The 13,988-nt window shown below is 68.5% G+C and carries 14 protein-coding genes; 8 read left to right on the plus strand and 6 right to left on the minus strand.

The genetic code is table 11. The annotated features are described in order from the left end of the window. Positions 1-11: 11 nt before the first annotated feature. The 4 genes from BMZ19_RS17095 to mnmC form a co-directional block, all read right to left on the minus strand. Positions 12-242 (minus strand): YheU family protein, encoded by a 231-nt coding sequence (locus tag BMZ19_RS17095; RefSeq protein ID WP_090312791.1) that lies wholly within the window; start codon positions 240-242, stop codon positions 12-14. Between the two features lie 73 nt (positions 243-315). Continuing rightward, on the minus strand, positions 316-582 hold the full coding sequence (locus BMZ19_RS17100) for a metal-sensing transcriptional repressor (protein WP_090312792.1): 267 nt from the start codon (positions 580-582) through the stop codon (positions 316-318). Continuing rightward, complete coding sequence (locus BMZ19_RS17105; protein WP_090312793.1) at positions 579-1,133, minus strand: Tll0287-like domain-containing protein; 555 nt, start codon at positions 1,131-1,133, stop codon at positions 579-581. Before BMZ19_RS17105 ends, BMZ19_RS17100 begins: the two co-directional genes overlap by 4 nt. Positions 1,134-1,245: 112 nt before the next feature. Continuing rightward, positions 1,246-3,207, minus strand: a complete 1,962-nt coding sequence (mnmC, locus tag BMZ19_RS17110) for a bifunctional tRNA (5-methylaminomethyl-2-thiouridine)(34)-methyltransferase MnmC2/FAD-dependent 5-carboxymethylaminomethyl-2-thiouridine(34) oxidoreductase MnmC1 (protein WP_090312794.1) — start codon at positions 3,205-3,207, stop codon at positions 1,246-1,248. Between the two features lie 129 nt (positions 3,208-3,336). On the opposite strand from mnmC, the gene pap reads away from it, so the two are divergent. Next, positions 3,337-4,827, plus strand: a complete 1,491-nt coding sequence (pap, locus tag BMZ19_RS17115; protein ID WP_090312795.1) for a polyphosphate:AMP phosphotransferase — start codon at positions 3,337-3,339, stop codon at positions 4,825-4,827. Positions 4,828-4,833: 6 nt separating this feature from the next. On the opposite strand, the gene BMZ19_RS17120 is transcribed toward pap, so the two are convergent. After that, the gene (locus BMZ19_RS17120) at positions 4,834-5,061 is read right to left on the minus strand and encodes a DUF6316 family protein (RefSeq protein WP_090312796.1); all 228 of its coding nucleotides are present in this window, start codon (positions 5,059-5,061) and stop codon (positions 4,834-4,836) included. Positions 5,062-5,263: 202 nt separating this feature from the next. Between BMZ19_RS17120 and BMZ19_RS17125 the strand changes: the two genes are divergently transcribed. Further along, positions 5,264-6,226, plus strand: coding sequence for a DMT family transporter (locus tag BMZ19_RS17125; RefSeq protein WP_090312797.1), 963 nt, complete (start codon positions 5,264-5,266; stop codon positions 6,224-6,226). Positions 6,227-6,241: 15 nt separating this feature from the next. Here BMZ19_RS17125 and BMZ19_RS17130 read toward each other — a convergent pair whose 3' ends face one another. Further along, complete coding sequence (locus BMZ19_RS17130) at positions 6,242-7,633, minus strand: class II fumarate hydratase (protein WP_090312798.1); 1,392 nt, start codon at positions 7,631-7,633, stop codon at positions 6,242-6,244. Positions 7,634-7,817: 184 nt separating this feature from the next. On the opposite strand from BMZ19_RS17130, the gene BMZ19_RS17135 reads away from it, so the two are divergent. From BMZ19_RS17135 to mqo, 6 genes are all read left to right on the plus strand, one after another. Continuing rightward, a complete protein-coding gene (locus tag BMZ19_RS17135) occupies positions 7,818-8,132 on the plus strand; it encodes a BolA family protein (protein ID WP_090312799.1) in 315 nt (104 codons plus the stop codon). Positions 8,133-8,290: 158 nt separating this feature from the next. Next, complete coding sequence (trhO, locus tag BMZ19_RS17140; protein WP_090312800.1) at positions 8,291-9,223, plus strand: oxygen-dependent tRNA uridine(34) hydroxylase TrhO; 933 nt, start codon at positions 8,291-8,293, stop codon at positions 9,221-9,223. Between the two features lie 95 nt (positions 9,224-9,318). After that, a complete protein-coding gene (locus BMZ19_RS17145; protein ID WP_090312801.1) occupies positions 9,319-9,954 on the plus strand; it encodes a DsbA family protein in 636 nt (211 codons plus the stop codon). Continuing rightward, entirely contained in the window at positions 9,947-11,743 is a 1,797-nt protein-coding gene (locus tag BMZ19_RS17150) for an ABC transporter ATP-binding protein (protein ID WP_090312802.1), read from the plus strand. Before BMZ19_RS17145 ends, BMZ19_RS17150 begins: the two co-directional genes overlap by 8 nt. A gap of 49 nt (positions 11,744-11,792) precedes the next feature. Continuing rightward, a complete protein-coding gene (hmuQ, locus tag BMZ19_RS17155) occupies positions 11,793-12,098 on the plus strand; it encodes a heme-degrading protein HmuQ (RefSeq protein WP_090312803.1) in 306 nt (101 codons plus the stop codon). Positions 12,099-12,468: 370 nt separating this feature from the next. Beyond that, positions 12,469-13,971 carry a malate dehydrogenase (quinone) gene (mqo, locus tag BMZ19_RS17160; RefSeq protein ID WP_090312804.1) on the plus strand — a complete coding sequence of 501 codons (1,503 nt, stop codon included), beginning with the start codon at positions 12,469-12,471 and terminating at the stop codon, positions 13,969-13,971. The last annotated feature ends 17 nt before the right edge of the window (positions 13,972-13,988 follow it).

Raw genomic sequence — 13,988 nt, forward strand, 5'->3', positions numbered from 1 at the left:
GCGCGGCGCACTCAGTCGGCGAGCCACTCGGCCGGCACGTCGCGGCGCAGCATCAGCTGGCACTGCTGGCTGTCGGGCTCGAAGACGATCACCGCCTCGCCCTGGCGCAGGGCGTGACGGACCCGTTCGACGCGGGTGGCCAGTGGTGTTTCGTCGCCGTTGTCGGTGCCCTCGCGGGTGACGAAGTCCTCGATCAGGCGATCCAGGGTGTCGGGTTCGAGCAGGGTGTGGGGGATCAGCATGGCTTGTCTCGGCAAAACGGCTGGCGATGCTAGCGTCCCTGCTCGCGTCTGGCCACTGCCCGGTGGCGGCGGCTCAGGTGTACTTGGTGAAGATGGCGCGAACCTTGGCCAGGGTAGCGGCGCTGTCCTGCTGGGGGTCGAGTACCGCCTCCTCCAGCAGGCAGGCGAGCATTTCCTGATAGGCGCGGTCCAGCGCCTTGCGCGCGGCGCTGAACTGCTGGGCGATGGCCTCGCAGTCCTCGCCGCGGCGTATCATCGCCTGCAGGCCGCGGACCTGGCCCTCGATGCGGGCCAGGCGCTTGAGCATGGCGTCCTGATGCGGCGGGATGCTGTCGGTCATTGGCTGTTCTCCACGCTGCGGCGCAGGGTGAAGGCGCCGCGCAGTTCGCCGGGAGCAAAGCCGCGCGCCTGATCCTGCGGATAGCGCTGATCGATCACCGCGGCCAGCTCCGGCTTGAGGTTCTGGCCATGGCAGGCCAGGCAGGGTTCGCCGGTGGGGATCGCCTTCATCAGGCGGAATTCGCCATCGACGATCTCGGCGTGCTTGAGCTCCATCACCGGCTCGCCGGCAGCGGCGCGGGCGGCGAACTGTTCGAGTACCTGGCGCTCCCAGGCATCCGGGGCGTTGTTCGGATTGCGCAGCTTCAGTGCGGTGCGCCCTACCTTCCATGGCGCCTGGCTGTGCTGCGCGGTGATCTGCGGAGCGAGCAGCTGGCAGGCCTCCACGGCCTTGACCGGTCCGCCCTCCTGCATGGCGGCCTTGACGGTGTCCAGCAGCTGCTGCTGGAACGGTGGAATCAGCGCTGCCCCCTCGGCGGTCAGTTGCTGGACGTCGGCGGCCAGGGCCGGGGCGCTGAGGGTGGCAAGCAGGGACAGGGTGATGAAGCGCATGGGGTCGAACTCCTGAAGGTGGCGGTCCTTTGGTACTAGGGGGAGTATCGGAAGGAGGCTGGCGCCTGGCAATACGCCAAGTGTCGCAGGGCGATGGTCGGTCGCCGCTCGTTCAGCGTCCACGGATCAGTTCACGCAGCAGGAAGCGGCTGGGGTGGCAGGCCTCGGCCACGGCCCGCGGCAGCGGCAGTGGTTCGTCGTCGAGCCAGGCAGCCAGCAGCTCGCCGGACAGCGGTGCGGTGATCAGGCCGCGCGAACCATGCCCGCAGTTGACGTACAGCCCCTCGAGCCAGGGTGCCGGAGTGTCGATGCGCAGGCTGGCGTCCTTGGCCAGACGGGCGTAGACGCGATTGAACGCCGGCGCATCCACCAGCGGGCCGACCAGCGGCAGGTAGTCCGGGCTGGTGCTGCGAAAGGCCGCCCGCCCGGTCAGCGCTGCCGGGTCGAGCTGGTCGACGTGCAGGGCCTCGGCCAGCGCCGGCGAAATCTGCCGCAGCATGCCGAGGTTGTCGGCATGCTCGTCGGCGGACAGCGCCAGGTCGTCGCGCTGGAAGTTGAAGCTGGCGCCTAGGGTGTGCTCGCCGGCGCGCGGCGGGGCGACGTAGCCCTCGGCGCACAGCACGGTACGCAGGGCACGGCTGGCGCTGGTGCTCGGCAGGCGGCTGATCTGCCCGCGGATGCGCTTGAGCTTGAGGTGTTCGGCGGCGGCGAAGTGGCGCACCTCGCTGGCGGTGCAGAGGACCGCGACCGGCGCGCTGGCGAGCAGCTGGTGGTCCTGCCAGGCCTGCCACTGGCCGTCGGCGCGGCGCAGCTCGAAGGCCTCGTGCTGGGTGAGCACGCAGATGCCCGGCTGACTGGCCAGCAGGCGGCACAGCGCCGGTGGATGGACCCAGCCGGCCTCGGCGTACCACAGGCCGCCCTGCTCGAGCGCCAGGCCGGCCAGCTGCGAGGCTTCGCCGGCATCCACCGGCAGCAGCAGGTCGCTCGGGAAGGCGGCGGCCAGGCGCGCTTGGCGCTCGGCCTCCTTGGCGTCGAAGGCCAGCTGCAGCACGCCGCAGGCACTCCAGTCGACGCCGGCCTGCAGGCGCTCGAGCTGGCGGCGGGTGTAGCCGAAGCCGCCGATCACCAGTTTCGACAGCGCGGTGCCGTGGGCCGAGAGCTTGAGGTAGAGCACGCCCTGCGGGTTGCCCGAGGCTTCCTCGGCCAGCGCGGCATGGCGCTCGATCAGGGTCACCCGCCAGCCGCGTCCGGCCAGGCTGCTGGCCGTGGCGCAGCCGGCCAGGCCGCCGCCGATCACCAGCGCCTCGCGCGGGCCGCTGGGGCGCGGCGGGCGGGCGAACCAGGGTTTGCCGCTGTCCGCGGGCGCGCCCTGGAAGGCGCCGGCGAGCATCTCCCACTTGTGGGCGAAGCCCTTGACCCTGGCCACCGCGAAGCCGGCCTCGCGCAGGCCGCGGCGCACGAAGCCGGTACTGGCGAAGGTGGCCAGGGTGGTACCGGGCGCCGAGAGGCGGGCGAGCTGGGCGAACACCTCGGCGGTCCACATCTGCGGGTTCTTGGCCGGCGAGAAGCCGTCGAGGAACCAGGCGTCGATGCGCGCATCCAGTTGCGGCAGGGCGTCGAGCACGTCGCCCACCAGCAGGGTGAGGATCACCCGGCCGCCGTCGAAGACGAAGCGCTGGAAGCCGGCGTGCACCGCCACGTACTGGCCCAGCAGTTGCCCGGCCCAGGGGGCGAGCTCCGGCCACAGGGCGAGGGCGCGCTCGAGATCGCTGCGGCTCAGCGGGTGCTTTTCCACGCTGACGAAATGCAGCCGCGCCGCAGCCGGCGCCACCTGCTCGAACAGCTGCCAGCTGCAGAGAAAGTTCAGTCCGGTGCCGAAGCCGGTTTCGCCGATCACCAGGCGCCCGTCTGCCGGCAGGGCGGCAAAGCGCTCGGCCAGCTGGTTGTGGGCGAGGAACACGTAGCGGGTTTCCTCCAGGCCCGAGGTCGTGGAGAAGTACACGTCGCCAAAGGTGCGCGACAGCGGTTGGCCCTGTTCGTCCCAGTCCAGCTGGGCGTGCGGTTGCTCGGTCATCGGTGCGGTAGACGGCGGAAAGGAGGGGCGTCCATTCTAGCCGATTGGCCGCCATGGACTGCTGCAAAACCCTTGCATGCCTCCCCGGGGCATCGGCTAGTCTGCGCAGTATCGCCAAGGAGAGCCTGCATGTTCGAATCCGCCGAAATCGGCCACCAGATCGACAAGGAAACCTACGACGCCGCGGTGCCCGAACTGCGCCAGGCGCTGCTCGAGGCGCAGCTCGAGCTGCGCGAGCAGGCGCGCTTTCCGCTGATCGTGCTGCTCAACGGCATCGAGGGCGCCGGCAAGGGCGAGACGGTCAAGCTGCTCAACGAGTGGATGGACCCGCGGCTGATCCAGGTCGAGACCTTCGACCAGCAGACCGACGAGGAGCTGGCGCGTCCGCCGTTCTGGCGCTACTGGCGACGCCTGCCGCCCAAGGGGCGCACCGGCGTGTTTTTCGGCAACTGGTACAGCCAGATGCTGCAGGGGCGGGTGCATGGACGCATCGACGATGCCCAGCTGGACCAGGCCATCAGCACCACGGTGCGCTTTGAACGCATGCTCTGTGACGAGGGGGCGCTGATCTTCAAGTTCTGGCTGCACCTGTCGAAGAAGCAGATGAAGGCCCGCCTCAAGACGCTGGAGAGCGACCCGCTGCACAGCTGGCGGATCAGCCCGCTGGACTGGCAGCAGTCGAAGACCTTCGACGAGTTCGTGCGCTACGGCGAGCGCGTGCTGCGGCGTACCAGCCGCGACTATGCACCCTGGTACGTGGTCGAGGGTGTCGACGAGCGTTACCGTAGCCTCACCGTCGGGCGCATCCTCCTCGAGGGCCTGCAGGCGGCGCTGCGCATGCAGGAGCTGCCCAAGCGCCAGCCCCATGCGGCACCGGTGGCGGCGAGCATCGACAATCGCGGTCTGGTCGACAGTCTGGACATGACCCAGACCCTGGACAAGGACAGCTACCAGCAGCAGCTGGTGGTCGAACAGGCGCGCCTGGCGCAGCTGCTGCGCGACAAGCGCATGCGCCGCCACGCGCTGGTGGCGGTGTTCGAGGGCAACGACGCGGCGGGCAAGGGCGGGGCGATCCGTCGGGTGACCGGGGCGCTCGATCCGCGCCAGTACCACATCGTGCCGGTGGCGGCGCCGACCGAGGAGGAGCAGGCCCAGCCTTACCTGTGGCGTTTCTGGCGGCACATCCCGGCACGCGGACGTTTCACCATGTTCGACCGCTCCTGGTACGGCCGGGTGCTGGTGGAGCGGGTCGAGGGCTATTGCTCCCAGGCCGACTGGCTGCGTGCCTACAGCGAGATCAACGACTTCGAGGAGCAGCTCACCGATGCCGGGGTGGTGCTGGTCAAGTTCTGGATGGCCATCGACCAGCAGACCCAGCTGGAGCGCTTCCAGGAGCGCGAGAAGACTGCGTTCAAGCGTTTCAAGATCACCGAGGATGACTGGCGCAACCGCGAGAAGTGGACGCACTACATCGATGCGGTGAACGACATGGTCGACCGCACCAGTACCGAGATCGCGCCCTGGACGCTGATCGAGGCCAACGACAAGCGCTTCGCCCGGGTCAAGGTGCTGCGCACCATCAACGAGGCGCTGGAGGCAGCGTTTGCCCGCAAGCGCTGAGCGGCTTCAATGGCGGCGCGGCGCATGGGGGAGCTGGCCGGCCTGTTGGGCGGCGAGGCTGTCGAGATCTCCGACGTAGCGGGTGATGGCTTGCTGGGCGTCGATGCGAGTAAAGAACGGCCCCACCAGCGTGCCCTCGCGGGTGGCGAAGAAGTACTGGCCATTGACGGTACTGATGCGGTCGGTGCGGTAGTGGGTGCCTGGCGCTTCATCGTGCTGGCGTTTTCCGAACATGGCCAAATCTCCCGAACGATGGGTGAACAGAAAAAGTCTAGCCGCTGTCGGTGCGCACCACAGGGCAGTCGACCAGCGGCAGTGTCGTCGGGCGGGGAGTGCTGGCGGCGTTTGTCTGTCGCCGGGCGGGGCGGCCGTCTAGAATGGGCGCTGCCCTCGCTGTTGCGAGCCTCGGGCAGGCTCGCTTTCTTGTGGAATTCCCATGCATGTCTCCTCCGGCCGCTGGTTGCGCGGCCTGCTGTTGTCCCTGGTCACCGTGGTGCTCTGGGGGGTGTTGCCGATCTGGCTCAAGCAAGTCCTGCAGACGATGGATCCGGTCACCGTGACCTGGTACCGCCTGTTCAGTTCGGGGCTGATCCTGTTCGCCTGGCTGGCGGCCAGCCGGCGGCTGCCGTCGCTGCGCCCGCTGGGGCGTCGCGGTCGCGGCCTGCTGCTGTTGGCGATTGGCGGACTGACGGCCAACTACGTGCTCTACCTGATGGGCCTCGAGCGGCTCAGCGCCGGCACCACCCAGCTGCTCATCCAGAGCGCGCCGGTCATGCTGCTGCTCGCCAGCCTGCTGGTGTTCCGCGAGTCGTTCAGTCGCGCCCAGGGCCTGGGCCTGTTGGTGCTGGTGCTGGGCTTCGGGCTGTTCTTCAATCAGCGCCTGGGCGAGCTGTTCGGCTCCCTCGGCAGCTACACCCTCGGCGTGCTCACCGTGTTGGCGGCAGCGCTGGTCTGGGTGTTCTACGGCCTGGCGCAGAAGCAGCTGCTGACCCAGTGGAGTTCGGTGCAGATCATGATGGCGATCTACCTGGCCTGCGCCGCCCTGGTGACGCCCTGGGCGCAGCCGACCCAGCTGTTCGAGCTGAGCAGCCTGCAGGCGTGGCTGCTGCTGGCCTGCTGCCTGAATACCCTGGTGGCCTATGGCGCCTTTGCCGAGGCGCTGGCGCACTGGGAGGCCTCGCGGGTCAGCGCTGTGCTGGCGCTGACCCCGCTGGTGACCCTGGGCTCGGTGGCCCTAGCGGCCAGCCTGTGGCCGGGGCAGGTACAGGCCGAGGATATCAACGCCCTGGCCTATTTCGGCGCGTTGCTGGTGGCCGGTGGTTCGGTGGTGATCGCGCTGGCGCCGACCTGGCTGGCCCGCCAGCGCTCCCGCCGTGCGGCGCGGGTCATCGCCGACTGAACCTGCCGCGGCCAATCACTCGTCGTCGGCCTCGAGCATCTGCTCCGGGCGCACCCAGTTGTCGAACTCCTCGTTGCTCAGGAAGCCCAGCGCCAGCGCCGCCTGGCGCAGGCTGGTGTTCTCCGCATAGGCCTTCTTGGCGATCTGCGCGGCCTTGTCGTAGCCGATGTGCGGGTTCAGCGCGGTGACCAGCATCAGGCCGCGCTCCAGGTGCTCGGCCATGCGTGCGGCGTCCGGCTCCATGCCGGCGATGCAGTGCTGGTTGAAGTTGCGGCAGCCGTCGCCGAGCAGGCGGATCGACTGCAGCAGGTTGTGCACGATCACCGGCTTGAACACGTTGAGCTGCAGATGGCCCTGGCTGGCGGCGAAGCTCACGGTGACGTCGTTGCCGAGCACCTGGCAGGCGAGCATCGACAGCGCCTCGCACTGGGTCGGGTTGACCTTGCCGGGCATGATCGAGCTGCCCGGCTCGTTGGCCGGCAGGCGCACCTCGGCAAACCCGGCGCGCGGTCCCGAGCCGAGCAGGCGCAGGTCGTTGGCCAGCTTCATCAGCGCCACCGCCAGGGTCTTCAGCGCGCCGGCCAGGCTGACCAGCGGCTCGTGGCCGGCGAGGGCGGCGAACTTGTTGGGCGCGGTGACGAACGGCAGGCCGCTGAGGGCGGCCAGCTCGGCGGCCATCGCCTCGGCAAAGCCCTTGGGCGCGTTCAGCCCGGTGCCCACCGCGGTGCCGCCCTGGGCCAGCTGGCAGGCGGCGGGGAGGCTGGCGCGCAACGCCTGCTCGGCGTAGTCGAGCTGGGCGACGAAGGCCGACAGCTCCTGGCCGAAGGTCAGCGGCGTGGCGTCCATCAGGTGGGTGCGCCCGGTCTTGACCAGTTTGGCGTGCCGGACGGCCTGGGCGTGCAGGCCGTCGCGCAGCTCGTGCAGGGCCGGCAGCAGCTGCTCGTGCGCCGCGCGCACCACGGCGATGTGCATGGCGGTGGGGAAGCAGTCGTTGGAACTCTGCGAGCGGTTGACGTGATCGTTGGGGTGCACCGGCTGCTTGCCGCCGCGGCCCTGGCCGGCCAGTTCGTTGGCCCGCCCGGCGATCACCTCGTTGACGTTCATGTTGCTCTGCGTGCCGCTGCCAGTCTGCCAGACGACCAGCGGGAACTGGCTGTCGTGCTTGCCGGCGAGCACCTCGTCGGCGGCCTGCTCGATCAGCCGCGCGCGGTCGGCCGGCAGGGCGCCGATGCGGGCGTTGACCCGCGCGGCGGCCTTCTTGATCAGTGCCAGGGCGTGGATCACCGCCAGTGGCATGCGTTCGCTGCCGATGGCGAAGTTGATCAGCGAGCGCTGGGTCTGCGCGCCCCAGTAGGCATCTTCCGGCACCTCGATGGGACCCAGGCTGTCGGTTTCGGTACGGCTCATCGGGCGGCTCTCCGCAGGGTTTTCCACAGTCTAGGTAGCGTAGACTGCGCCAGCGGCCCCGTCCGTCCAGCCGCTGCGCCAGCTTCGTGCGACAGTCCTGCACTTGAGCGCACCCGGCGATCTGCGCAGAATGGGACGATCCCGGGCCGCCGCCGGCGGTCCGCAGCCACTCCGGAGCACCTCGATGTCCATGCAGGAACAGATCCAGCAGGCGCTGGCCGCCCTCGAGCCGCAGCACCTCGAGATCCTCAACGAAAGCCACATGCACAGCCGTGGCCAGGAAAGCCATTTCAAGGCAGTGGTGGTCAGCCCGCTGTTTGACGGCCTGAATGCGGTCAAGCGCCACCAGAAGGTCTACGCCACCTTGGGCGAGCTGATGGGCCGCTTCCATGCGCTGGCGCTGTTCACCTACACCCCCGAAGAATGGGCGGCGCAGGGCGCCGCCCCGGACTCGCCGGCCTGCATGGGCGGCAGCAAGCACGACCGCCACGCGCACTGAGGCGCCGCTCCTCGTCGCGCGGTCACCGGCGCCGCGCTGCCTTTGCTAGAATGCGCCCCCGCGCCGGCTCCCGCCGGCGTTGTCGTTTTCAGGCGTTGCCTGAGGTCCAATGTCATGGTCCGGTCCGCCCTTTGCGTGGGCGACCACTGGAGAGCGTCATGAGTCAGAACATCGTGGTGGCGGCGCTGTACAAGTTCGTCACCCTCGAGGATTACATCGCCCTGCGCGAGCCGCTGCTGGCGGCGATGCAGGCCAACGGGGTCAAGGGCACCCTGCTGCTGGCCGAGGAGGGCATCAACGGCACGGTGTCCGGCACGCGCGAGGGGATCGACGCGCTGCTGGCCTGGCTGCGCAGCGACCCGCGCCTGGTCGACATCGACCACAAGGAGTCGTACTGCGCCGAGCAGCCGTTCTACCGCACCAAGGTCAAGCTCAAGCAGGAAATCGTCACCCTCGGCGTGCCCGGCGTCGACCCGAACAAGGCGGTCGGCACCTACGTCGAGCCGCAGGACTGGAACGCGCTGATCTCGGATCCCGAGGTGCTGCTGATCGACACGCGCAACGACTACGAGGTGGCCATCGGCACCTTCGAGGGCGCCATCGATCCGCGCACCCAGTCGTTCCGCGAGTTTCCCGCCTACGTGCAGCAGCACTTCGACCCGGCGAAGCACAAGAAGGTGGCGATGTTCTGCACCGGCGGCATCCGCTGCGAAAAGGCGTCCAGCTTCATGCTTGCTCAGGGCTTTGCCGAGGTGTTCCACCTCAAGGGCGGCATCCTCAAGTACCTCGAGGAGGTCCCGCAGGCGCAGAGCCGCTGGCGCGGCGACTGTTTCGTGTTCGACAACCGGGTCACCGTGCGCCACGATCTGAGCGAGGGTGACTTCGAGCAGTGTCATGCCTGCCGCACGCCGATCTCGGTCGCCGATCGCCAGTCGGAGCATTACGCGGCGGGGATCAGCTGCCCGCACTGCTGGGACAGCTTGAGCGAGAAGACCCGCGCCAGCGCCCGCGAGCGGCAGAAGCAGATCGAGCTGGCGCGCGCGCGGCAGCAGCCGCACCCGATCGGCCGTGACCCGCGTCAGGCCGACTGACGCGCTACGCTGGGGCCCCGTTGGCCCCGTCCCCTTTCCGGTGCGCGTGGCGCACCCAATCGGCCGGGTTCGCCCAACGGCCAACAGGAGCCCGGATGAACGCCCGTCTGCTCTATGTGATGGACCCGATGTGTTCCTGGTGCTGGGGCTTTGCGCCGGTGTTCGACGCCCTGGCCGCCCAGGCCCAGGCCGCGGGGGTAAGCCTGCATCTGGTCGCCGGCGGCCTGCGCCCGGGCACGGTGCAGGCGCTGGACGACGGCACGCGCAGCTACATCCTCAAGCACTGGCGCGCAGTGGCCGAACGCACCGGACAGTCGTTCGATTTCGACGCCGCCCTGCCGGAGGGCTTCGTCTACGACACCGAGCCGGCCAGTCGTGCGCTGGTGGTGCTGCGCAGCCTGGCGCCGGAGAAGGTCTGGCCGCTGGTGCAGGCGATCCAGCAGGCGTTCTATGTCGAGGGCCGCGACGTCACCCGCGCGGCGCTGCTGGTCGAGCTGGCCGAGCAGGTCGGCGTGCCGCGTCAGGCCTTTGCCGAGGCCTTCGACAGTCCGGCCCTGCGCGCGGCCACCCAGGCCGACTTCGCGCGGGCCGAGAACCTCGGCATCGCCGGCTTTCCCACCCTGCTGGCCGAGCGCAACGGCCAGCTGGCGCTGCTGACCAACGGCTACCAGCCGCTGGAGAATCTCGCCCCGCTGCTCGCGCGCTGGCTGGAGCGCCTGGCCCATGGCTGAGCCGACTGGCGAGTCCGACCGGCTGAGCTGGGCGGAAATCCGCCGGCTGGCGCTGGGCCATCGCCGCGAGCTGCTGATCGCCAACCTGGTGGCGGTGCTGGCCACCTTGTGCAGCGTGCCGATCCCGCTGCTGCTGCCGCTGCTGGTCGACGAGGTGCTGCTTGGTCAGGGCGGCGGCGCCCTGCGCCTGATGGACCGCTATCTGCCGGCGGCCTGGCAGCAGGCGGGTGGCTATATCGGCCTCATCCTGGTCACCACCCTGGTGCTGCGCGGCGTCTCGCTGCTGTTCAACGTGCTGCAGGCCCGGCTGTTTGCCGGATTGTCCAAGGACGTGGTGTATCGCCTGCGCCTGCGCCTGATCGAGCGGCTCAAGCGGATCTCCCTCGGCGAGTACGAAAGCCTGGGCAGCGGCACGGTGACCGCGCATCTGGTCACCGATCTCGACACCCTCGACAAGTTCGTCGGCGACACCCTGAGCCGCCTGCTGGTGGCGCTGCTGACTCTGACCGGCACCGCGGCGATCCTGATCTGGATGCATTGGCAGCTGGCGCTGCTGATCCTGCTGTTCAACCCGCTGGTGATCTACGCCACCGTGCAGCTGGGCAAGCGCGTCAAGCACCTGAAGAAGCTGGAAAACGACAGCACCGCGCGCTTCACCCAGGCGCTCGGCGAAACCCTCGAGACGATCCAGGAGATCCGCGCCGGCAACCGCCAGGGCTTCTTCCTCGGTCGCCTCGGCCTGCGCGCCCGCGAGGTGCGCGACTACGCGGTGGCCTCGCTGTGGAAGAGCGATGCCGCCAACCGCGCCAGCGGCCTGCTGTTCCAGTTCGGCATCGACGTGTTCCGCGCCGCCGCCATGCTCACCGTGCTGTTCTCCGACCTGTCGATTGGCCAGATGCTCGCCGTGTTCAGCTACCTCTGGTACATGATCGGCCCGGTCGAGCAACTGCTCGGCCTGCAGTACGCCTACTACGCCGCTGGCGGCGCGCTGACCCGGATCAACGAGCTGCTCGCTCGCGCCGACGAGCCGCGCTATGCGGGCAGCCTTGATCCGTTCGCCGGGCAGGCCACCGTCGGCATCGAGGTGCGCGGCCTGCGTTTCGCCTACCGCGACGAGCCGGTGCTCGACGGTCTCGACCTGGATATCGCGGCGGGCGAGAAGGTGGCCATCGTCGGCGCCTCGGGCGGCGGCAAGAGCACCCTGGTGCAGCTGCTGCTCGGCCTCTACAGCCCGCAGGCCGGGAGCATCCGCTTCGGCGGCGCGACCCTCGAGGAGATCGGTCTGGAGCGGGTGCGCGAGCACGTGGCGGTGGTGTTGCAGCATCCGGCGCTGTTCAACGACACGGTGCGCGCCAACCTGAGCATGGGCCGCGAGCGCGACGATGCCGCCTGCTGGCGGGCGCTGGAGATCGCCCAGCTGGCCGACACCGTGCGCGCCCTGCCGGATGGGCTGGACAGCGTGGTCGGCCGCTCCGGCGTGCGCCTCTCCGGCGGCCAGCGCCAGCGCCTGGCGATCGCCCGGATGATCCTCGCCGAGCCCAAGGTGGTGATCCTCGACGAGGCCACCTCGGCGCTCGATGCCGCCACCGAATACGCCCTGCACCAGGCGCTGGGGCGCTTCCTCAGTGGGCGCACCACGCTGATCATCGCCCACCGTCTGTCGGCGGTGAAGCAGGCCGACCGCGTGCTGGTGTTCGACGGCGGCCGCGTCGCCGAGGATGGCGACCATCGCCAGCTGATCGCCGAGGGCGGCTTGTACGCCCGGCTGTACGGCAATCTGCAGCACTAGCCGGCATGCAGCTAAACTGCCCGCAGCTCGATCATCAGGAGATTTCCGCATGTTCATCGCCATGAACCGCTTCAAGATTGCCCGTGGCCACGAGGACACCTTCATCGCCCACTGGCGCCAGCGTGACAGCTACCTCGACGAGGTGCCGGGCTTTGTCCGTTTCCATCTGCTGCAGGGCCCGCAGACCGAGGAATACACCCTGTTCGTGTCGCACACCGAGTGGGCGTCGACCCAGGCCTTCGAGGACTGGACGCACTCCGAGGCGTTCAGGAAGGCGCATGCCAATGCCGGCAAGAGCCCCCGCGAGATCTACCTGGGCCCGCCGCAGCTGGAGCTGTTCGAGTCGGTGCTCTAGGCGGCCAGCCAGGCAGGGCTAATTTGGGTGAATTGGCCGAAGTGTCGACAATCGGTGCCGGCGGCGGTCTGCAAGGCGTTCGGCGCTGGCCGCGCTGTAGTGCCGGCCGCTGCTCCCCTACCACGGACTGTCGGCAGCCTGGCGAAATCTGGCGCAGCCGCCATGCGTCGGCGCCGGAGACTTTTTTTCCGCAACCAATGCCTGCCACTGGCGCTACGCGGCGCACATCGTTAGCATGGCGCCGCCTTCGCCAGCCCCCCCCTGTCAGGGGGTGTTCCGGGGAGCGTGTAGTACCTTTGTCGGACAGACTACAGTACGCGTCTGTAGACGATCCGAGGTAAAATGCGACACCTGTGTCTCAGGAGCATGAATGATGCAAACTGGTAGTGAACAGCCGGATCTGGTATTCGTCGGGGCAGGCGTCATGAGCGCAACCCTGGCGGTACTGCTGAAAGAGCTCGACCCGAGCTTGAAGATCGAAGTTCTGGAGCAACTGGACTCCGGGGCTGCCGAGAGTTCCTTCCCGTGGAACAACGCGGGTACCGGCCACGCCGCACTCTGTGAACTGAACTATACCCCGGAAGGTCCCGACGGCTCGGTCGACATCTCCAAGGCCGTGAGCATCAACTCGATGTTCGAAGTCTCCCGGCAGTTCTGGGCGTATCTGGTCGAGCAGGGCTACTTCAAATCGCCCAAGGACTTCATCAATCCCGTTCCGCACATGAGCTTCGTGCGCGGCGAGAAAGGCGTGTCCTTCCTGCGCAAGCGCTTCGATGCCCTGAAGGCACATCACTGCTTCCGCGACGACATGGAGTACAGCGAGGATCGCGGCACCATCGGTGACTGGGCGCCGCTGCTGATGCAGGGCCGCACCAGCAACGAGCCGCTGGCCGCGACTCGCGCCATGGGCGGTACCGACGTCAACTTCGGCGCGCTGACCAAGAAGCTCCTGCAGCATCTGGAGCAGACCGACAACGCCAAGGTCTCCTACAACCAGAAGGTCACCGACGTGCGCCGCGAGGCCGACGGTCGTTGGCGTCTGGTCGTCGACGACAAGCTCCGTGGCGGCAGTCGCGATCTGCTCGCCCGCTTCGTCTTCCTCGGTGCCGGCGGTGCGGCCCTGACCCTGCTGCAGAAGTCCGGCATCGAAGAAGGCAAGGGCTTCGGTGGCTTCCCGGTCAGCGGCCAGTGGCTGCGCTGCGACAATCCGGAAGTGGTCAAGCAGCATCAGGCCAAGGTCTACAGCCAGGCCGACATCGGTGCGCCGCCGATGTCCGTGCCGCACCTCGACACCCGCGTCGTCGATGGCGGCAAGTCGCTGCTGTTCGGCCCCTTCGCCGGCTTCTCCACCAAGTTCCTCAAGCAGGGCTCCTTCCTCGACCTGCCGCTGTCGATCCGTCCGAACAACATCGGTCCGATGCTGGCGGTGGCGCGCGACAACATGGACCTGACCAAGTACCTGATCAAGGAAGTGCTGCAGTCCGAGGACCAGCGTCTGGAGGAGCTGCGCAAGTTCTTCCCGGCGGCCAAGAAGGAAGACTGGCGTCTGGAAATCGCTGGCCAGCGCGTGCAGATCATCAAGAAGGACGCCAAGAAGGGCGGTGTGCTGCAGTTCGGCACCGAGATCGTCGCTGCGGCTGACGGTTCGATTGCCGCGCTGCTCGGCGCCTCGCCTGGCGCCTCGGTGTCGGTGTCGGTGATGCTCGAGGTGATCGAGCGCTGCTTCCCCGAGCAGTACCAGAGTGCTGCCTGGCAGGAGCGTCTGGGCAAGATCTTCGAGGCCGACGAGCAGGTCCTGCAGAAGGACGCCGAGCTGCTGCGCCGGGTGCGCGCACGTACCGGCGAGGCCCTCGAGCTGAATCAGCCGAGCTGATTCGCGCTCATCCCCGC

This window comes from Pseudomonas linyingensis (assembly GCF_900109175.1).
Classification (GTDB): domain Bacteria; phylum Pseudomonadota; class Gammaproteobacteria; order Pseudomonadales; family Pseudomonadaceae; genus Geopseudomonas; species Geopseudomonas linyingensis.